Origin of the sequence: Mesorhizobium sp. M0208 (assembly GCF_040322015.1) — a bacterium.
Lineage (GTDB): Bacteria > Pseudomonadota > Alphaproteobacteria > Rhizobiales > Rhizobiaceae > Mesorhizobium.
Window position 1 is genome coordinate 18,414 of sequence record NZ_JAMYSP010000016.1, and the last position, 18,507, is coordinate 36,920.

20 protein-coding genes are annotated in these 18,507 nt (G+C 62.6%); 12 read left to right on the forward strand and 8 right to left on the reverse strand.

Going from position 1 to position 18,507, the window contains the following annotated elements; genetic code table 11:
• The first annotated feature begins 87 nt into the window (after positions 1–87).
• From recO to NKJ17_RS17530, 10 genes are all read left to right on the forward strand, one after another.
• Positions 88–873, forward strand: coding sequence for a DNA repair protein RecO (recO, locus tag NKJ17_RS17485; protein WP_352508505.1), 786 nt, complete (start codon positions 88–90; stop codon positions 871–873).
• Positions 870–1,040 (forward strand): hypothetical protein, encoded by a 171-nt coding sequence (locus tag NKJ17_RS17490; protein ID WP_352508507.1) that lies wholly within the window; start codon positions 870–872, stop codon positions 1,038–1,040. Before recO ends, NKJ17_RS17490 begins: the two co-directional genes overlap by 4 nt.
• Positions 1,041–1,124: 84 nt before the next feature.
• Positions 1,125–3,824, forward strand: a complete 2,700-nt coding sequence (locus NKJ17_RS17495) for a DUF2339 domain-containing protein (protein WP_352508509.1) — start codon at positions 1,125–1,127, stop codon at positions 3,822–3,824.
• Positions 3,825–3,864: 40 nt separating this feature from the next.
• Positions 3,865–4,761 (forward strand): ABC transporter substrate-binding protein, encoded by an 897-nt coding sequence (locus tag NKJ17_RS17500; protein ID WP_352508510.1) that lies wholly within the window; start codon positions 3,865–3,867, stop codon positions 4,759–4,761.
• 143 nt (positions 4,762–4,904) lie between these two features.
• Positions 4,905–5,045, forward strand: coding sequence for a hypothetical protein (locus tag NKJ17_RS34065; protein WP_502896235.1), 141 nt, complete (start codon positions 4,905–4,907; stop codon positions 5,043–5,045).
• A gap of 197 nt (positions 5,046–5,242) precedes the next feature.
• Complete coding sequence (locus NKJ17_RS17510; protein ID WP_254820200.1) at positions 5,243–5,761, forward strand: sigma-70 family RNA polymerase sigma factor; 519 nt, start codon at positions 5,243–5,245, stop codon at positions 5,759–5,761.
• Positions 5,758–6,549, forward strand: coding sequence for an anti-sigma factor family protein (locus NKJ17_RS17515; protein WP_352508511.1), 792 nt, complete (start codon positions 5,758–5,760; stop codon positions 6,547–6,549). The genes NKJ17_RS17510 and NKJ17_RS17515 overlap by 4 nt, the downstream gene beginning before the upstream one ends.
• Positions 6,550–6,757: 208 nt before the next feature.
• The gene (locus tag NKJ17_RS17520) at positions 6,758–7,864 is read left to right on the forward strand and encodes a peptidase C39 family protein (protein ID WP_254820202.1); all 1,107 of its coding nucleotides are present in this window, start codon (positions 6,758–6,760) and stop codon (positions 7,862–7,864) included.
• Complete coding sequence (locus tag NKJ17_RS17525; RefSeq protein WP_352508512.1) at positions 7,861–9,324, forward strand: RimK family ATP-grasp domain-containing protein; 1,464 nt, start codon at positions 7,861–7,863, stop codon at positions 9,322–9,324. Before NKJ17_RS17520 ends, NKJ17_RS17525 begins: the two co-directional genes overlap by 4 nt.
• 21 nt (positions 9,325–9,345) lie before the next feature.
• Positions 9,346–9,618, forward strand: a complete 273-nt coding sequence (locus NKJ17_RS17530) for a DUF3303 domain-containing protein (RefSeq protein WP_352508513.1) — start codon at positions 9,346–9,348, stop codon at positions 9,616–9,618.
• A 129-nt stretch (positions 9,619–9,747) separates the two neighbouring features.
• Here the strand turns inward: NKJ17_RS17530 and NKJ17_RS17535 are convergent, their stop codons facing one another.
• From NKJ17_RS17535 to ygfZ, 3 genes are all read right to left on the reverse strand, one after another.
• The gene (locus NKJ17_RS17535) at positions 9,748–11,886 is read right to left on the reverse strand and encodes a putative bifunctional diguanylate cyclase/phosphodiesterase (protein ID WP_352689567.1); all 2,139 of its coding nucleotides are present in this window, start codon (positions 11,884–11,886) and stop codon (positions 9,748–9,750) included.
• A 64-nt stretch (positions 11,887–11,950) separates the two neighbouring features.
• The gene (locus NKJ17_RS17540; RefSeq protein ID WP_352508515.1) at positions 11,951–12,583 is read right to left on the reverse strand and encodes a YfbR-like 5'-deoxynucleotidase; all 633 of its coding nucleotides are present in this window, start codon (positions 12,581–12,583) and stop codon (positions 11,951–11,953) included.
• Positions 12,583–13,443, reverse strand: coding sequence for a CAF17-like 4Fe-4S cluster assembly/insertion protein YgfZ (ygfZ, locus tag NKJ17_RS17545; protein ID WP_352508516.1), 861 nt, complete (start codon positions 13,441–13,443; stop codon positions 12,583–12,585). The genes NKJ17_RS17540 and ygfZ overlap by 1 nt, the downstream gene beginning before the upstream one ends.
• A gap of 83 nt (positions 13,444–13,526) precedes the next feature.
• Here ygfZ and NKJ17_RS17550 point away from each other — a divergent pair, with 83 nt between their 5' ends.
• Entirely contained in the window at positions 13,527–14,858 is a 1,332-nt protein-coding gene (locus NKJ17_RS17550) for a dihydroorotase (RefSeq protein ID WP_352689568.1), read from the forward strand.
• A gap of 33 nt (positions 14,859–14,891) precedes the next feature.
• On the opposite strand, the gene NKJ17_RS17555 is transcribed toward NKJ17_RS17550, so the two are convergent.
• The 4 genes from NKJ17_RS17555 to NKJ17_RS17570 form a co-directional block, all read right to left on the reverse strand.
• On the reverse strand, positions 14,892–15,695 hold the full coding sequence (locus NKJ17_RS17555; RefSeq protein ID WP_352689569.1) for a hypothetical protein: 804 nt from the start codon (positions 15,693–15,695) through the stop codon (positions 14,892–14,894).
• 80 nt (positions 15,696–15,775) lie between these two features.
• On the reverse strand, positions 15,776–16,033 hold the full coding sequence (locus NKJ17_RS17560; RefSeq protein WP_008874920.1) for a hypothetical protein: 258 nt from the start codon (positions 16,031–16,033) through the stop codon (positions 15,776–15,778).
• A 373-nt stretch (positions 16,034–16,406) separates the two neighbouring features.
• Positions 16,407–16,784 (reverse strand): TIGR02301 family protein, encoded by a 378-nt coding sequence (locus tag NKJ17_RS17565; RefSeq protein ID WP_023677748.1) that lies wholly within the window; start codon positions 16,782–16,784, stop codon positions 16,407–16,409.
• 48 nt (positions 16,785–16,832) lie between these two features.
• Positions 16,833–17,258: an NUDIX hydrolase gene (locus tag NKJ17_RS17570; protein ID WP_352689570.1), complete on the reverse strand. Its 426-nt coding sequence runs from the start codon at positions 17,256–17,258 to the stop codon at positions 16,833–16,835.
• A gap of 121 nt (positions 17,259–17,379) precedes the next feature.
• Between NKJ17_RS17570 and NKJ17_RS17575 the strand changes: the two genes are divergently transcribed.
• Positions 17,380–18,141, forward strand: coding sequence for an SOS response-associated peptidase (locus NKJ17_RS17575; RefSeq protein WP_352689609.1), 762 nt, complete (start codon positions 17,380–17,382; stop codon positions 18,139–18,141).
• A gap of 56 nt (positions 18,142–18,197) precedes the next feature.
• Here NKJ17_RS17575 and NKJ17_RS17580 read toward each other — a convergent pair whose 3' ends face one another.
• Positions 18,198–18,347: a hypothetical protein gene (locus NKJ17_RS17580; protein ID WP_254820210.1), complete on the reverse strand. Its 150-nt coding sequence runs from the start codon at positions 18,345–18,347 to the stop codon at positions 18,198–18,200.
• Positions 18,348–18,507 lie beyond the last annotated feature (160 nt).

The window sequence follows — 18,507 nt, forward strand, 5'->3', positions numbered from 1 at the left end:
CGTAGCGATACGCTACGGGCCGTTTTGGTTTGCGGCGGATAGTCGCTCATCTTGATTTCGCCATCCAACCGGTGACAAGCTCTCGTCATGGAATGGCGCGACGAGGGAATCATTCTGGGCACCCGCAAGCATGGCGAAACCAGCGCCATCCTCGAGGTGATGACGCGCGTGCATGGCCGCCATCTCGGCCTCGTGCGCGGCGGCCGTTCGCGCAAACAGCAGCCGGTCTTGCAGCCCGGCAATCGCGTCGACCTGCTGTGGCGGGCGCGGCTCGACGAGCATCTCGGCACCTTCCAGGTCGAGGCGATCGAGATGAACGCCGCCCGGCTGATGGACAGCGCCGTTGCCGTCTACGGCCTGCAGACGATGGCCGCACATTTGCGTCTTCTGCCCGAGCGTGACGCCCATGGCGGCCTTTTCGAGACGCTTGCGGTGATGATCGCTCATCTCGACGATGCCGATGCCGCAGGCGAGCTGGTGGCCCGCTTCGAGCTGCTGGTCCTCGACGAACTCGGTTTCGGCCTCGATCTCAGCCAGTGTGCGGCGACCGGCACCAGGCAGGATCTTGCCTATGTCTCGCCGAAATCCGGCCGCGCCGTGTCGCGCGCGGCGGGCGCGCCGTGGCGCGACAAGATGCTGGCGCTGCCGGCCTTCCTGCAGCGCGGCTCCGGGCTGCGCGCCGATCCGGCGGCGATCGAGGACGCCTTCCGGCTGACCGGCTTCTTTTTGACCCGCCATGTCTACGAACCGCGCGGCATCGAGCCTCCCGGCGCCCGCGCCGGGTTTCTCGCCGCCTTGCGCAGGCATCACTCACCCGGCCATGAATCCGGCAAGGCGAGCGCCGCAGAAACCGCCGGGGAGACCACCAGATGAGCGACGTTGAACCTTATCCCGGCAACGTTTCGCCGCTCGGCCTTGGCACAAAGGGCGGCACGCTGGCGGTTTCGGAAGCGGCGCTGAAGGATGTCAACGGCAAGCTGCTGGCTTTCGGCACTGAAACATGCTCGATCTGTCCGGCGGCCAATCTGGTGGCACGTTGAATGGACCGGCCGTTTGGCCGCCGCATTTGAATGTCACTGAACATTGAATGTCAGTGACAACTGGCCTGGTTTGGGGGAACCGCCATGTTTGAAAGCCTGATTGGCCTCGTCGCCATCATCGCGCTGTTCGTCATCATTTCACGCCAGCAGGGCCGTATCGGCCTGATCGAGCGCGAGCTTGGCGCCTTGCGCAGCCTTGTGCTTTCGGGCATGCCTGCGCTGCCGCTGCAAGCCAAAGAACCGGCAGCAAACGACAGCAAACCGGCGGATGCCGCAATACCGCTTGCGGCCGCAGCCGACCTGGCATCGCCAGGGACCGCAGCGGTCGCATCAGCCACAGAGGCCGAGGCCGATACCGCGGCGCCATCCGCGCCGGAGTCGGCGCTACCGGCGGCCGCGGCGAAGCCAGCTCGCCAGTCCGACGTCGAAACGGCTCTCGGTACTCGCTGGGCGGTCTGGGTCGGCGGCATCGCGCTGGCGCTGGGCGGCCTGTTCCTGATCCGCTACACCATCGAGGCCGGCATTTTCGGGCCGCGCGTGCGGCTCGCCATGACGGCGGCACTCGGGCTGGTGCTGGTCGCCGGCGGCGAGTTCATCCGGCGCACCGGCTTCAGGGTGCCGGTGCAAGGTGCCGCCGGTGCCTATATCCCGGCAATCCTGACGGCCGCCGGCGCTTTCATCCTGTTCGGTACCGTCTACGCCGCGTACAGCATTTACGGCTTCATCGGCCCGACGCTCGCTTTCACGCTGCTCGGCGCCATCGGGGTGGCGACGATCGCGGCAAGCCTGGTCCACGGTCAGGCGCTGGCCGGCGTCGGCCTGCTCGGTGCCATGGTGACGCCGCTGCTGGTCGCCTCGCAGGCGCCCAATCCGTGGGCGCTGTTCGGCTATCTGGCGATCGTGCTCGTCGCCACCGGCGTCATCGCCCGTATCCGCGACTGGAGCCTTTTGATGGCCGCTGCCTTCGTCGCCACCGGCATCTGGACCGTCTTCTACATGACCGAAGCGCCGGGGACGAACCTTTCCGTCATCCTTTTTATCGACGGGGTGACACTGGCCGTGCTCGCCTTCGTCTGGCTTGGCCGCCGCGACGAAACGGTCGCCGGCAGCGGCTTCGATTGGCCGTCGATCGCGCCGGGCTTCTTCGTCGGGCTTTCGGCGCTGGCCCTGTTTGTCGATCCGGCCTTCGCCGCCATCCGCGGTGCATTGCCGGGTGCCGCCCTTGTCGCAGCCCTGGTGGGGGTGGCGCTCTATCGGCCGCGGGCGCTGGCACTGCTGCACGCCGCCGGGCTGGCGACGGTACTGGTCTATCTCGGCATCATTCCGCCGACCACGATCGCTTCCGATTTTTCGGGCGGCGCTCTTGGCGTCGACGGCATGCCGGTTGTGGCGTCCGATGCCTTGATGCTCAGGGTCGGCATCGTTCTCGGCCTGGTCTTCATCGGCCTCGGCTTTTGGGCAGCGCGCCGTTTTGCGGCCCATGGCTGGCTGCGCGCCGCCACATGGGCGGCCTGGAGCGCTGTCGCGCCACTGGTCATCCTGCTGGCGCTCTGGTCTACCTTCGGCAATCTCGACCGTGACCTTGCTTATGCGGCGGTCGCAGCCGTTTTGGTCGGCGTCTTCGTCGCCGGCGGCGAATGGATAGCACGCGGCGAAGCGCCGCCGCTGACCGGCGGCGCTGCCGTCTCCTTCGCGCTCGGCGGCGCGGCGATTGCCGGCCTGCTGATGCTGCACATGGCCTTTGGTTCCGGCTGGACAACCATCCTGCTCGGAGCAGCCGCCGCCGTGCCGGCGCTGGCGACGCGCTGGCGTAGCTATCCGGTGCTTGGCTGGATTTCCGTTGGTGCGGTGATTGCAGTGCTTGGCCGCGCTGCCTTCGACCCGACCATCGTCGGTGCCGAGTTCCTGTCGAAGACGCCGGTGTTCAACTGGCTGCTGCTTGGATATGGCGTGCCGGCGCTCGCTTTCGGTTTTGCCGCCTGGCAGCTTGCCCGAACTACCAATGGCCGACCGCGCCTTGCCATGGAGGCCGGCGCCGCGCTGTTTTGCCTGCTCACCGTCGCCATGCTGGTGCGCCATGCCATGCATGGCGGCGTCATCGATACGGCTGCTGCAACGCTTGCCGAACAGGCGATCTACACGCTGATCGCCATCGGTGCCGGTGCCATCCTGGTCGCTATCGACATGCGCTCGCCAAGTCAGGTGCTGCGTTACGGCTCGATTGCAGCGGGCGTGGTCTCGGTCGCCTTCATCGTCCTCCAGCATTTTCTGGCGTTGAACCCGTTGCTGACCGATGAATCGACCGGCAGCATTCCGGTGTTCAACCTTCTGTTCCTCGCCTACCTCTTGCCGGCGGTCGCGGCAGGCGCACTGGCACTCTATTCCCGTGACAAGCGGCCGCAATGGTATGCGGCGATGCTGGCGGTGGTGGCGGCGGTGCTCGCTTTTGCCTATGCCACGCTGTCGGTCAGGCGCCTGTTCAAGGGTGAGTTCATCGGACTGTGGAGCGGTCTCGGCCAGCTTGAGACCTATACTTATTCGGCTCTGTGGCTGGTCATCGGCGTGGTGCTGCTCACCGCCGGTGTCTGGCTGAAGTCCCAGGTGCTGCGCATAGCGTCGGCGGCGCTGATCTCGATCGCCGTGCTCAAAGTCTTCGTCTTCGACATGTCGGAACTGGAAGGGGTGTTACGGGCGCTGTCCTTCATCGGCCTCGGCGCGGTGCTCATCGGCATCGGCCTGTTTTATCAGCGGCTGCTGACAAGGGCGGCGAGAGAGGTAAATTAGGTCGTCCACTGCAAGAAGCTCCAGCCTGGAGGACAGCGCGTTGCTCATAAACGACATAGCTACGATCGGCATCATCACGGCAGGCCCTGGGGGACCAATCGAAGGCTTCAAGGAGGGGCTGAGAGAATTGGGATTTGCCGAAGGCCGGAGCATTCGGTTTGAGCAGCGATCGGCCAATGGTGATTTGGGCAGGCTTCCCACCCTGGCGACGGAACTGGTTAGGCTGAACGTCGACCTTATCGCCGTGATCGGGGCGGTAACCGCGCGTGCGGTCCAAAAGGCGACAACGGAGCTCCCCGTCGTTTATTCTGTCGTCGTCGATCCGGTCAGTGATGGCCTCGCCGCAAGCCTGGAGAAGCCCGGCGGCAACATGACAGGAGTAACCAGCTTCGATCCAAACCAGGCGCGGACGCATGTCGAGTTGTTGCGAGCCGTCTTACCAGCGCTCTCCCGCATCGCGATCTTGAGCGATCAGGGGGTGTCCGATTGCCTGTCAGCCTCCAATGCTGGGGCAATACAAGAATTTGGGCTGAACCCGCAGGTTCTCCGCATTATAGGGCCTCAGCCCGATCTTGACGGCGCTTTTGCAGCGATGGATCGCGAACTGGTCGAAGCGCTCATCGTCCTCGAGGAGCCGAACATTGCAGCACTCCGCGCAAGAATCGCGGAGCTTGCCCTTGCGCGTCGCTTGCCAACCATCTTCGCGCGGGAGCAGATCGATGCGGGAGGTCTGTTCTGCTACGGCACCAGCTTGCGAAGCGCAACATATCACATGGCGCTGTGCGCGAAGAAGATTCTTGATGGCAAGAGCCCCCGCGACATACCAATTCAGACTTTGTCCCAGCACGAATTGGTGGTGAACTTGCAGACCGCGAGAAAGCTCGGTCTAACGGTGCCTTCAAATATAGTAAATAGAGCGGTGCGTGTGATTGAATAGTACTGCGGCCGCTGACCCGCAGCAAGGGAGACATAGGATCAAATGGCACTCTATATACGAGGCCCCGAAGTGGATGCTTCAGCGACTATGTTGCAGCGCCAGACGGACGCTCCAAGCAAAACGGAGGCGGTGCGGACCGCGCTTTGCACGAACTCGAACGCAGTCGCACCAATGTGTCGCTTCGCGACCGGATTGCCAGGCTGCAAGCCGAGGCGGTGAGGATGGGCCTGCCCAATCCTGACTTCGATATGAAGAAATTCACAGACGAGACGCGGGAAGACTGACGTTTGTCGACGCGCCGCTATTCGTCACCACGCATTTCTTTCAACTTTCGGATGCAACCCGGGAATAAACCTGCCACCGGCAGCGTTATTCAGTTGCTTGGGTGACCGGGGCGGCGGACCGCTTCGCGCTGGCCGCTTGCGCCGCGCTGCAAAGGCGCGTTCAATCACCACGGACAGGGGCTCCAGAACCAGCGGTCATGGACGAAAAGAAGGCAGCAATCCTGGGTGAAATACCGCGTCTGCGCCGCTATGCACGCTCGCTGTTGCGCGACCGCGATTCCGCCGACGATCTCGTCCAGGATTGTCTCGAGCGGGCGCTTGTGCGGCTCGACAATTGGCAGACAGGAGAAAGCCCCAGGAGGTGGCTGTTTACGATCATGCACCATTTGTTCATCGACCAGATGCGCAAGGTGAACCGGCGCGGCGAGGCGGCGATGCTGCCGCTCGAGACAAGCGAGGCGCAGGCAGCACCCGCCGAGCAGGTCGAGAGCATCGCCTCGCGCGAGATCGTCGACGCGCTGCAGGCGATCAGCCCTGACCGGCGCGCGGCACTTGTGATGGTCGCCATCGAAGGGTTTTCCTATGCCGAAGCCGCCAACATCCTTGGAGTGCCCGCCGGCACTTTGATGTCGCGCATCGCGCGCGGGCGTGACGAACTGCGAGCGCTGCTGGATGATACCGCGCGCCGCCGCTCGATAAGGATCGTTGAGAAATGAGCCGGCGCGATTTCTCCGAACGCGACATCCACATGGCTCTCGATGGCGAGTTGCCGGGCGACGAGCGGACGGCCTATGAGGCATGGCTCGAGGCCAATGCCGAGATGAAGGCCAAGAGCGCACGCTACGCCGCCGACCGGGAAGCGTTGCGCGCAGCCTTTAATGGCGTGCTGGACGAACCCGTGCCGGTGCGGTTGAGCAAGGTGGTGCTTGGCGAGGCGCCGGTGGTCAGAGTATCGCCGTCGCGCTCGCGTTGGTGGCTTGCGGCCGCCGCTGCCGCCATCCTGGCGATTGGCGGTGCTGGCGGCTACCTTGCCGGCATCGGCCGCCTCGGACTGGAAAATACCGCCGAGGACCAGCTTGCCGAAGAGGCGATCGCCGCCCACGTCATCTATGCCGCCGAAACGCGGCATGCGGTGGAAGTGCCGGCAAGCGACAAGGATCATTTGCAGAGCTGGTTGTCGAACCAGGTGGGTCTGAAGCTCGTCGCGCCGGATCTGGCGGCGCAAGGATTCCAACTGGTCGGTGGCCGGCTGCTGCCCGCCGGCCAGGGCAAGGCCGCGATGCTGCTTTACGAGGACGTCAAGGGCGAGCGCATATCGCTCTTCGTCACCGCCGAATCGGCAGCCAAGGCCAAGGGCACCTATGGGGAGGACGATGGTCCTGAGGCCGTCTATTGGCTGGACAAGGGTTATGGCTGCGCCGTCGTCGGCTCGCTGCCGCGCGAGCAACTGGCCGCAGTGGCCAAGAGCGCCTATGGCCAGCTTTTGGCGGGCTTGCAAAGCTGAGCAGGCTCTCGCTCTTCCGAAGCCGCGCCGATGCCTAAACACGGAGGTCGTTCAAAGCCTTTGCGCGACCTGCCTGCAGTCAAAACTGTCACAATTCGGCCCTAATCGAGGTGCGATAGCGCTTGCTTAATGCTGGCACTTCGGCTGGTGTGACCGATGTTTAGACTAGGGCCGTTTCCACAACCCAATCGAGGTTTTCTGAGCCCGCATGCCTGCCGAGATTCGCAAGGCCCGCGCGTCCGACGTCGATGACCTCGCCGCCATCGAAAAAGCCGTTTTCTCGAGCGATCGCATTTCTCGCCGCTCCTTTCGCCAACTGATCGAACGCGACACCGCCGAGCTGCTGGTTGGCGAAAGCGATGGCCGCGTCGCCGGCTATGCAGTCGTGCTGTTTCGCAAGGGCAGCGGCGTCGCGAGGCTTTATTCGATCGCCGTTGGTCCATTTTTCGGCGGCCGTGGCGTTGGCCGGCTGCTGCTGGAAGAGGCCGAGGCCGCCGCTTTCGAGCACGGCCGCATGATGCTTCGTTTGGAAGTCCGCGAGGACAACCCGCGCGCGATCCAGATCTACGAGCAGAGCGGCTACCGCAAGATCGGCCGCGAGCCGGACTATTACGAGGATGGCGCCACGGCGCTGCGCTATGAAAAGACCTTGCGCGGCGACATTCCGGTGGCCACCGAAGTGCCGTTTTATCAGCAAACTTGCGAATTCACTTGCGGACCATGCTGCCTGATGATGGCGATGGCTTACTTCGGCCCCGGATTCGTGCCGGATCCGGTGATGGAAATCAGGCTGTGGCGTGAGGCGACGACCGTTTTCATGATGTCGGGGCCGGGCGGCTGCGAACCGTTCGGGCTTGCCGTCGCCGGCTATGAGAGCGGGCTTGCTGCTGAGATCTATGTCTCCTTCTACGGCGCGCTGTTCCTGCAGTCGGTGCGCAGCGAGGACAAGCGCCGCGTCATGGAGCTGGCGCAGGTCGACTTTCGCCGCCGCGCGGAACTTTACAGCATCCCGGTGAATTACCGTTCATTCGGGCTTGACGACATTCGCACCGCGATCGCAGAGGGAAAACTGGTGCTGGTCCTGATCAGCGGCTTCCTGATGTTCGGCAAGAAGGTTCCGCACTGGGTATTGGCCATCGGTGACGACGGCGATCATATCCTGATCCACGACCCCTGGGTCGAGGACGAGCGGCAGGAGACGATCCTCGATGCTGCCAACATTCCCGTGCCTTACGGCATCTTCATGAACATGGCGCAATTCGGCCGCGACGGATTGCGCGCCGCTATCACTCTCGGAAAGCGCGATAGCCAATGACCTGGGTCATCCTTACCGGCCGGCAGAACGATCTCGACCAAGTGGCGACGCCGCACAAGATCATCACCAATCGCGACTACCTTGCCCATCCGGCACTGTTTCGCGGTCAGCGGCCGAAGGTCATCAACCTGTCGAACAATTACGGCTACCAGAGCCGCGGCTATTACGCGTCGCTGCTTGCTGGTTCGCGCGGCCATAAGGTCATCCCGACGGTCGAAACGATGATCGACCTGTCGGAGCGCAAGCTCTATGAGCACGCGTTGCCGGAACTCGAACTCGCACTCAACAAGTGCCGCAAGGATCTGGGTGGCGCTTTTCCCCAGAAGGTCTGCATCTTCTTCGGCATCGGACCATCCAGGATCTGGGACCGCTTCGCAAAACTTCTGTTCGACTGGTTCCGTGCCCCGGCGCTCGAGGTCCACATCAGGGACAGCGCCGAATGGGCCTCGATCCGCAAGATCGGGTTCCATCCCCTGGCCAGGATGACCGAGGACGAGGAAACGCACTTTCTCCAGTGCCTGGAGACCTACACCAACCGCGAGTGGCGCGACACCAAGGGCCGCACGCCGGCGCGCTACACTTTCGCCACTCTGGTCGATCCGCATGAGGAACTGCCACCGTCGGAGATTTCGTCGCTGCGCCACTGGGCCAAGATCGCTGAAAAGATGGGCGTCGAAATCGAGCCGATCACCAAGCGGGATCTGGCCAAGCTCGCCAACTACGACGCGCTGTTCATCCGCGAGACCACCTCGATCTCCAACCACACCTACCGCTTTGCCCGCCGCGCCCAGCAGGAAGGCATGCCGGTCATCGACGATCCGCTGTCGATGATCCGCTGCACCAACAAGGTCTATCTCAACGAGCTGATGACCTACAACAAGGTACCGGTGCCGCCAACGGTGATGATAGCCGGCACCTCGGACCTGGAACTTGCGGCGCAGACGCTGGGCTTCCCGCTGGTGCTGAAGATCCCGGACTCCTCGTTTTCGCGCGGCGTCAAGAAATGCGGCACCTTCGACGAGCTGAAGACGCTCGCAACCGAATGGCTGGAGGATTCCGACCTCCTGATCGCGCAAAAATTCATTCCGACGGAATATGACTGGCGCGTCGGCGTCCTCGGCGGCCAGCCCTTGTTTGCTGTCCATTATCTGATGGCCAAGAAACATTGGCAGATCGTCAATCACAAGGCCAACGGCAAGCCCGACCAGGGCGGCATCAAGACCTTCACCCTGAAGGAAGCGCCGGCCCATGTCGTCGAGACGGCGGTGAGTGCGGCGCGTTGCATCGGCGACGGCCTCTACGGCGTCGACCTCAAGGAAACTAGGGACGGCGTCTTCGTCATCGAGGTCAACGACAACCCCAACCTCGACCACGGCTGGGAAGACTCTGGCGAAAAGGACGAGGTCTGGGTGCGGCTGACGCAGTGGTTCCTGGAGCGGCTGGACAGGCCGGGGCGATGATATACGATTGTGGGGGAAAAGATGCTGTTCTTCGTGATCGAGGATTTTCGCGGCTGCGACCGCAAGGAGATCTACCGCCGTTTCCGCGACCAGGGCCGCCTGAAGCCGGACGCGCTTCTCGTGCACCACAGCTGGATCGCAGCGGATATGAGCCGCTGCTTCCTGCTGGTGGAGGCCGATGACATCACGCTCCTGCAGCGGTGGGTCATCGAATGGGCGGATCTGGTCGAATTCGAGATTGTTCCTGTGGCGACGAACAAGGATATGGTTGAGGCATTGAACGGGCACCTCTGACCCGGCAAGGAACCTCCTGGTTCGCCACACCTGAATTCCGCCTTCTCTATCAAGGAATTAACACGCGAATCGAGCGTCATCTCAAGCAGATCTAAGCCGGTTGCCCGCGCTTCCGCGAGACTGTCGCACTTAGCCGGACTGCCGGATCGTCGCGCTCGACTTCAGCAGCCGATTGATGTCCGACGCCTTTGACGGCACGCCGATCAAATAGCCTTGGGCCTCGACACAACCCTCTTTTTGCAGGAATTCAAGCTGCGCTTCGGTCTCGACACCTTCGGCGGTGACGGTGATGCCCAGCTGTGCGCCAAGCCCGATGATGGTGCGCACGATCGCCGCGGTATCGCGACTGTCGATGTCACGGGTGAACGAGCGATCGATCTTGATCTTGTCGACGGGAAAGCGCCTGAGGTAGCCCAGCGAGGAATAGCCGGTGCCGAAATCGTCCAGCGCGATGCGGACGCCCAGATCGCGTAGCTGCCTGAGTGTCTTGAGCACCAGATCGCTCTCGTCCATCAGCACCGTTTCGGTGATTTCCAGTTCAAGTCGGTTGGCCGGCACGCCCGAGAACGCCAGTGCCGAAATGACGCTGCGGGCAAAGGTACCGCTTTTGATCTGCACGGCGGAGACATTGACTGCGATGCGCCAAGCCGCCCAGCCGGCCGCGGTCGTGCAGGCTTTTCGCAGCGCCCATTCTCCGAGCGGCACGATCAGCCCGGTCTCCTCGGCGGCCGGAATGAAGTCGTCCGGCCGCACCAGGCCGCGCACCGGCGATCGCCAGCGCATCAAGGCTTCGGCACCGACGATTTCGCCGGAGGCGATGTTCATGATCGGCTGGAAATCCAGCTCGAATTCGCGGCGCGACAGCGCTGCCCTGAGATCGATTTCGAGCGCCCGGCGGGCCCGCACCCTCGCGTCCATGGCCGGTTCGAAGAAGCGGTAGAGGTTGCGCCCTTCGCTCTTTGCCCGATAGAGCGCCATATCGGCATTTTTCAGCAAAGTCTCGGCGTCCTTGCCGTCATTCGGAAACAGCGCGATGCCGAGACTGATGCCGACACGCATGTCGTGTCTCTTGTCGCGAAACGGCTTTCCGATGATCTCGACTATGCGTTTGGCCAGCTTTTCCGCGTCGCCCGGGCTTTTGAGATTGAACAGGATGATGACGAATTCGTCGCCGCCGAAGCGGGAGACAACGTCCGTTTCATTGCGCAGGCACCGTTGCAGCCGTTCGGCCACGCATTTCAGCAGCCAGTCGCCGGCGGGGTGACCCCAAGTATCATTGACTGCCTTGAAGTGATCGAGGTCGAGCGAGAATATCGCCAGCGATCCGTCTCTCGTCTCGCTCAGGGCTTGGTCGAGCCGTTCGCGAAGCATCGAGCGATTGGGCAGGTTGGTCAGTGTGTCGTGGTGCGCAAGATGGGTCATGCGCTCTTCCACACGCCTGCGCTCGGTGACATCGTCGAACGTCGCGACCCAGCCGCCGCCGCTCATCGGCCGGCGCGCAACCAGCAGCGTCCTGCCGTCGGCGAGATGACGATGCGTTACGTGTGTTTTCCCCGCCCGCAGGCAGGCTTCGATTTGCGAGATTTCGCTGTCGGGGTCGAGCTTTGTATAAATGCCCAGTTCCAGCAGCCGCTTGAACGCATCACGGTGGCTCATGCCAAGCGGGAAGTCGGCGGGCCTGACATGATAAAGTTCCAGGAAACGTTCGTTGCGCACGATCAGCTTGCCGTCCGCATCGTACATCAAAAGGCCTTGCGACATGTTGGCAAGTGCTGCGTCGAAACGGCGGTGCTGCTCTTTCAACTCCTGCTCGGCGCGCCGTTGCTCGGTGATGTCCTCGTAGATCGAGACCCAGCCACCTGACGCCAGCGGCCGGTGCGAAATGTTGACGATGCGCCCGTCTGCAAGCGTTTCCTCATAGGTGGAAGGTTTTGCCTGGTCGATATAGGGCTTGCGGATGGCATAGAGTTGCTCGGCGCTTTGCGAGGCGATGCCGATATCCACGCTGTGCTGGAGGATGTCGAAAAACCGGATGCCGGGCCGCACCACTTCGGCGTCGAGGCGAAAGATGCTGATGTAGTTCCTGTTGCAGATGATCATCCGCTCATCGGCATCGAACATGCACAGGCCATGCGACATGTTCTCGATCGCTGCCGAAAAACGCTCGTTCTGTTCGCGTAGCTCGTCTTCGATCCGTCGCGGCAGACCAACGCCTTTGGCCCTCCGTCGGCGGACGGATGAACCAGCCTTGATACCGGCAACGGGCATGAGGCAAGCCTATGGACCATGGTTAACCACGGCACTGTTGTCCCTGCCGGTTAATTTACCGTTTTCAGCCGGCTGGAACGGCAGTCTGGCGTCGCGACTTTTCGATCGCCGCAAACCGTTTGAGAAAGGCATTCTGCGCCCAGGTCACCGAGCGCGGCGTGACATCGAAGTGCTCGGCGTTGAAACCGCGCGGCCTGCCGAAGAACTCGGTCGCCTCTGCCGTCGAAAAACCCGCAAGCAGCGTTGCTTCGAAATAAGCGGCGATCTGATCCGCTCGCTTAATTTCCTTGCGCAGCCCCGCGTCGAGTTCGGCCGGCAGTGAAAAGCGCAGATGGATGGCGCGCTGCAGCCTGGTCTCGCAATCCCTGTAGCTGCCGCCCATCACGGATTTGAACGGCGAGATCATATCGCCAATGACGTATTCCGGCGCGTCATGCAGCAGCGCCGCCAACCGCGCGTCAGCGTCGGCATCCGGCATCAGTTCGCCGACAAGCGTTTCGACCAGCAGCGAATGCTGGGCGACCGAAAAGGCGTGATCGCCTCTGGTCTGGCCATTCCAGCGTGCGACGCGGGCAAGGCCATGGGCAATATCGGAGATCTCGATGTCGAGCGGCGAGGGATCGAGCAGGTCGAGCCGGCGGCCGGACAGCATACGTTGCCAGGCACGCGGCGGCGCCCCGGCGCGGTCGGCCGCCATCAGGCGTCCTCCGCGCCGACGGCTTCCTGCGGAAAGCTGAATTTCGCCCAGGACGGGATGGCGAGCGACACAGCGACGTCGTCAGCCAGGATCGGCAGGCCGGCGTCGAGCGCTGCCTTGACCCGGTCGATGCGGGCAATGGCAAGGCCTGTCGTGCCGGCGGTAGAGCCAAGCGTGCCGACTGGTCGCCCCGCCACGGCCAACTCTGCGCGCGAAGTGGGCAGGGGGCGTTCGGCCGAGACGATCAACACTCGGCGCCTGGCAGTGCCGCGATGCTGCATGCGCGAGACGACCTCCTGGCCGACGTAGCAGCCTTTCTTGAAGCCGACGCCACCGATCTCGTCGAGCAGCACATCATGCGGAAACGCGTCGCCGAGCTGATAGTCGCTGCCGCTTTCGGCAATGCCATTGGCGATGCGAAAGGCTTGCCATGCGGCAAGGTCGCCGCTGTCTGCGGCGCCACCATAGAAGCGCGTGACGATAGCATCGACAAACCGCGCATCGGCAACCGGTGCGGATTCAAATTGCGAGGCAGTTGAATCGCTTTCCCATACGACGGTCACAACCGACTGATCTGCCTTGGCAATTTCGACTTTGGCGCGCAACTTGTAGAGCGTCAGCCGTCGCATGAAGTCATCGGTGGTCTCAGCACGGCATTCGAGCAGGAAAATATTTTCGCCAGCGCGCGAGATCAGGAAGTCGAAAAGGATCTTGCCTTGCGGCGTCAGTAAGGCGCCGGGCTTTGCTTCGCCGCGGCCTAGCGCGTCTAGGTCGGTGGTCAGGATGTTCTGCAAAAAGTGTTCGGCATCCGGTCCGGACACGGAAACGAGTGCGCGATCTCTGAGCGAGGCAAAGGGCATGGTGGGAAAACGAGCCTGATCTTGCAAAACTATCGGTCATTACGTAAGCCGCTGGCACTTCCCCCGCAAGAGACCGGATCCGCATGGCCCCCCTCTACGATCTCATCCTGACAGGCGGCACCGTGGTCAATCACGACGGCGAGGGTTTTCGCGACGTCGGTATCAATGGTGGGCGCATCGCTGCCATCGGCGACCTCGGCCAGGCATCGGCGGGCGAGACGATCGACTGCCACGGGCTGCATATCCTGCCGGGCGTCGTCGACAGTCAGGTGCATTTCCGCGAGCCGGGACTGGAGCACAAGGAAGATTTGGAGACGGGCTCCCGCGCAGCGGTGCTTGGCGGCGTCACCACCGTCTTCGAGATGCCGAACACCAATCCGCTGACCACCAGCGAGGCAACCCTTGTCGACAAGGTGCGGCGTGCCACCGGCCGCATGCATTGCGACTTTGCCTTCTGGGTCGGCGGGACCCGCGACAATGCAAAAGACGTTGGCAATCTCGAGCGGCTGCCGGGTGCGGCCGGCATAAAAGTGTTCATGGGCTCGTCCACCGGCGACCTGCTGGTCGAGGATGACGAAGGCGTTGCCTCGATCCTGAGGAACACACGCCGCCGCGCCGCCTTTCATTCCGAGGACGAGTTCCGGCTGCGCGAGCGGCTTGGCGAGCGCATCGGGGGCGATCCGTCCTCACATCCGGTGTGGCGCGACGAGATCGCTGCATTGCGCTGCACAGAGCGCCTTGTGCGCATCGCGCGCCAGGTTCGCGCCCGGATCCATGTGCTGCACATCTCGACCGCCGAGGAGATAGGCTTCCTCGAACAGCATAAGGATGTCGCGACCTGCGAGGCGACGCCGCATCATTTGACGCTGAGCGCCGATGACTATGCGCAGCTCGGTACGTTAATCCAGATGAACCCGCCGGTGCGCGCCACGCGCCATCGCGAGGGGATCTGGCAGGGCATTGCGCAAGGGGTTGTCGATGTCCTCGGCTCCGACCATGCGCCGCACACGCTGGCCGAGAAGGCAAAACCTTATCCGGCGTCGCCGTCCGGCATGACCGGGGTGCAGACTTTGGTGCCGATCATGCTGGACCATGTCAACGCCGGCCGGCTGACGCTGCAGCGCTTTGTCGACCTGACCAGCCACGGCCCGCAGCGTATTTTCGGCATCGCCAGGAAAGGCCGTATTGCCGCCGGCTACGATGCCGATCTGACCATCGTCGATCTGAAGCGCCGCGAGACCATCGCCAACGCCCAGCAAGGCTCCAAGGCCGGCTGGACGCCTTATGACGGCAGGCAGGTGACCGGCTGGCCGGTCGGCACCATCGTTCGCGGCCGGCGCGTGATGTGGGAAGGCGAGATCGTCGCGCCGAGCCAGGGCAGGGCGGTGGAGTTTTGCGAGGCGTTGGCGGGCTAAGCTCCCTGCCTCATAAGGGCCAGGCTAAACCACTCAATCCCCAGCAACGAAGAACGTCCATTGTCCGGTCGGCGTGATGCCGACTCGGTAGAAGATGTACGCACCGAACTGCTTCATATCGTCATAGTCGCTGGCGGTGACGATCTTGAACAGCTCGACCCGCTGCCTGGCATCGAGTTTGTCCAGCGGCAGGGCGAAGAAATAGGGCCAGACATAGAGATCCTGCGGCGTGCCGGCATCGACATGGACATAACCGGCACTGAGCACCTCTTCCAGGATGGCGAGGATCTCCTGGCCTTCCGTATCGCCCGAAAGGCCCTTCAGGAAGGCGATCGGGTCGCCCTCGATGTCACCCAGCGACAATTGGGTCATCATGTCTCCCGTGCCGATCAGCGGCCGAAGCTTTTCGATGTCGCCGCTTTTGCACGCCTCGACGATCAGATCGTGCATGCGCCTGACCGGTTCCGGCAACTTGGCCAGGTCGTAGACGACTTCGGGCACAGGCGCGTCCGGCTCGACATGCGGATTGGCCATCCCGCCATCGTCCGTTGGCCCTTTCGGTTCGGTTTGCTCTGGCTCCTCGGACGGAGTCGGCTGGCGGGCTGGAGGTGGTACCGTGCCGAGTGGGCCGGGCATCGGGACGGTACTTCCAGACGGCGACATGTCGCCGTCCGGCGGCGGCGTGACCGGCGAGGGCAGGTCCTCGCGTTTGATCTCGCTGAGGGGGTGAGCGGGACTGCTCGCAAGAAACAGTGCAAGGGGAATTGTGGCGCAGGAAGCAGTAAGCCAAATGCCGAGGACCAGGCCGCGTGGCTTGCCTGATATCGAAAAATTCACCGCCTGCTACTCCCTGGTTCCAGCCCATCCATGTGCCCGGACATGATGTCCGGCGGCGCGCCCTCCTCAAAGAACCGGGATCAGTGCCGCAGTCTTTCGGGCTCGAAGGCTCCGGCAATCACCTTTTCACGCATGCGATCGAGCAGGGCAAGCGCCGAGGTCTCGCCATTGGCGCGCAGCATTTCGCCGAATGCCGTTTCGAGGGCTGCCTCGGCGATGATTTCCGGCTCGATCCCCGCCGACAATCCTTCTGCCCAGGCTTCGCTGTGGCTTTCCACGGCAGTCAGGCGCTTCTCTTCCCTGACCAGCGCGTCGATGTCGTTGACGCCATGTTCCATTGCGATGTCCACCCTTTCAAGCGGTGATCCGTTGGACAGGGATCAAGCTTGAGTTGTCCCTTTTACACGCAGGTGCAAGTAAGTAGTTGTAAATGCGACATTTTTTTGGTCGTTGTCTACAAATTCCGTCGCGTCCAGCAAACCTGCATCCGATCCGTTTCAAACTTAGCCGATTAGGTCGGCCAAGGGGACGGAAACCTTCAGTTTGAGTTAATTTCACATCTGCGCGCTAACGTTTCGTTAACATAGTTGCAAAAGTGCAACATTAGGTTTGCACCAAGACCTCAGTCGAGGCAAGCGGAGAAGTGTCGAACGCGTCCGCCGCGACGGCGCCGAGCCTTGATGCGGCTTTTCCGGAAGGCGGCTGCCGTCGTCAGTTTCCGTAGCGCGAAGCGATGTCGCGAGACAGCGTCTCGCCTTCCTTCATGTAGCGGCTGATGGCTTCCGTCGCCGAGGCGGTGCATTGCGTATAAGTGCCGCCGAACGACCGGTAGCCGCGGTTGAAGCTGGCGATGAAGCGGGCGCGCCGCTCCGGGTTCGGATTTTCCGATGCGATCAGTTTTTCCATCTCGGCTCGCCACCGATCGCCCTTCTCGCCACACAGATTACGCAGGAAATGCAGCGAGCCGAGCACTTCCGCCAGCCGCATCAGCCCGGGCTCGAACGGTGCTTCGGCGGCAATCGCAGGGCGCGCACCGACAACCACACTGACGGCGAGGCATGCGGCGAGAAACGAAGACGTGCGGCTCATGAGGCTTTGTGCTGGAACAATTTGTCGCCTGCAAGGCGATTCTCTGGCTCACGTTTCGCCGTCTTTTTTGGGACCGAGTAGATCGTCGGCAATTTCAAGCACTGCATCGGCGAGCGGCATCGCCATCATTTCGGCCAGCGTATAGAAAGCCGCGGTTTCGGCGTCGTCGCTGGCAACCGCCTCGCCGCCGGCATAATCGGCCCCAAACACCGTCAGCCAGTAGTCGACCGGATGTCCGTCCCCGCTGCCGTCGATGTGGATTTCCCGCAGCGGCCGGTAGCTGCGCGCCTGCAATCCGGTCTCTTCCAGCAATTCGCGCCGTGCTGCCTGTTCCAGCGTCTCGCCGGCTTCGACCTTGCCGCCGGGAAAGGCATAGAGGCCTTGCGAGGGCGGCCTGGCCCGCTTGACCAGCAGCACCGTGTTCTCGCGCACGACGCAGGCCGAGACTGCCGGAATGATCTTGCGTGCTTCCATGGCTCCGGATCGCTCGATTGGCACAGCCCGTTGTGGACCGACCGTCGGCGAACAGCTTTAGCGGTTGCGAAAGGCAGGTTCCATGGCCACTTTCATACGCCACCAATCGAAAGCTGAATTCATGTGCGGACGCTTTGCTTTGACAGCCACTCCGGACCAGACCGCTGCCTTTCTCGGTCTGGCGGAACTTGAGGAGTTTCCGGCCCGCTACAATATCGCGCCGACGCAGCCGGTGCTGATGGCGCTCGCCGGATTGACGCAGGCGCCGGGCTCGAACCTGCCCGACCGCCGCTCGATTCTGGTGCGCTGGGGCCTGATCCCTGCTTGGGTGAAGGATACGCGTAACTTCCCGCTGCTGTTCAACGCGCGTTCCGAGGGGGCTTCGGAAAAGGCGTCGTTTCGCGCTGCCATGCGCCATCGCCGCGCCCTGGTGCCGGCTTCGGGATTCTACGAATGGCACCAGACCGGTGGCAGAAGAGGGCAGCCCTATTGGGTGCGGCCAAGACAGGGCGGGCTTGTCGCCTTCGCCGGGCTGATTGAGACCTATGCCGAGCCGGGCGGCTCGGAAGTGGACACCGGCGCCATTCTGACCGCCCACGCCAACGCCGATACTGCCCATATCCACGACCGCATGCCGGTAGTGATCCATCCCGAGGATTTCGCACGCTGGCTGGATTGCCGTACGCTCGAGCCGCGCGACGTGGCCGATCTGCTGAGACCCGCCCAGCCCGATTTCTTCGAAGCGATCCCGGTTTCCGACCTCGTCAATAAGGTCGCCAATACCGGGCCGGAGATTCACGAGAAGGGGGTCATCGAGCCTGAGCTCGAGAAGGTCAAGCGCCGGAAGTCCGGCGCGAACGACAATCAGATGAGTTTATTTTAGCAAAAGCTACTGTTACTGGCTCGCCGTGAGCGCCTCAATCTTCACCGACCGCATTCTCAGGCAGCGCGCGGCGAGACGATCTTCTGTGCCGGCTTCTTCTTCTTCGCGGTGTGCAGAAGAGCGGCGACGATTGCTGCCGGGCCGATCGCTCGGTAATAGCTGGCGAGCGCCGGTTGCTTGGCACGGCTGGGTTCCTGCTTGGGCATTCTTCTCTTCCCTAGTAACGTCTTCGTGTCTGCGTTTGCTGGCCGAATCCGACCAAATCGTGACGCTTGCTGATCTAGCCGGCGAATGTTTCATGACAGTGCCGACATGTTTAATAAAATGTTTCAGTGCCGCATTTCCTGTGATCCAACGATATTTTTG

Coding starts and splice junctions, on each gene's coding strand:
- recO (WP_352508505.1), top strand. CDS start 88: ATGGAATGGCGCGACGAGGGAATCATTCTGGGCACCCGCAAGCATGGC.
- NKJ17_RS17490 (WP_352508507.1), top strand. CDS start 870: ATGAGCGACGTTGAACCTTATCCCGGCAACGTTTCGCCGCTCGGCCTT.
- NKJ17_RS17495 (WP_352508509.1), top strand. CDS start 1,125: ATGTTTGAAAGCCTGATTGGCCTCGTCGCCATCATCGCGCTGTTCGTC.
- NKJ17_RS17510 (WP_254820200.1), top strand. CDS start 5,243: ATGGACGAAAAGAAGGCAGCAATCCTGGGTGAAATACCGCGTCTGCGC.
- NKJ17_RS17515 (WP_352508511.1), top strand. CDS start 5,758: ATGAGCCGGCGCGATTTCTCCGAACGCGACATCCACATGGCTCTCGAT.
- NKJ17_RS17520 (WP_254820202.1), top strand. CDS start 6,758: ATGCCTGCCGAGATTCGCAAGGCCCGCGCGTCCGACGTCGATGACCTC.
- NKJ17_RS17525 (WP_352508512.1), top strand. CDS start 7,861: ATGACCTGGGTCATCCTTACCGGCCGGCAGAACGATCTCGACCAAGTG.
- NKJ17_RS17530 (WP_352508513.1), top strand. CDS start 9,346: ATGCTGTTCTTCGTGATCGAGGATTTTCGCGGCTGCGACCGCAAGGAG.
- NKJ17_RS17535 (WP_352689567.1), bottom strand. CDS start 11,886: ATGCCCGTTGCCGGTATCAAGGCTGGTTCATCCGTCCGCCGACGGAGG.
- NKJ17_RS17540 (WP_352508515.1), bottom strand. CDS start 12,583: ATGGCGGCCGACCGCGCCGGGGCGCCGCCGCGTGCCTGGCAACGTATG.
- ygfZ (WP_352508516.1), bottom strand. CDS start 13,443: ATGCCCTTTGCCTCGCTCAGAGATCGCGCACTCGTTTCCGTGTCCGGA.
- NKJ17_RS17550 (WP_352689568.1), top strand. CDS start 13,527: ATGGCCCCCCTCTACGATCTCATCCTGACAGGCGGCACCGTGGTCAAT.
- NKJ17_RS17560 (WP_008874920.1), bottom strand. CDS start 16,033: ATGGAACATGGCGTCAACGACATCGACGCGCTGGTCAGGGAAGAGAAG.
- NKJ17_RS17565 (WP_023677748.1), bottom strand. CDS start 16,784: ATGAGCCGCACGTCTTCGTTTCTCGCCGCATGCCTCGCCGTCAGTGTG.
- NKJ17_RS17570 (WP_352689570.1), bottom strand. CDS start 17,258: ATGGAAGCACGCAAGATCATTCCGGCAGTCTCGGCCTGCGTCGTGCGC.
- NKJ17_RS17575 (WP_352689609.1), top strand. CDS start 17,380: ATGTGCGGACGCTTTGCTTTGACAGCCACTCCGGACCAGACCGCTGCC.
- NKJ17_RS17580 (WP_254820210.1), bottom strand. CDS start 18,347: ATGCCCAAGCAGGAACCCAGCCGTGCCAAGCAACCGGCGCTCGCCAGC.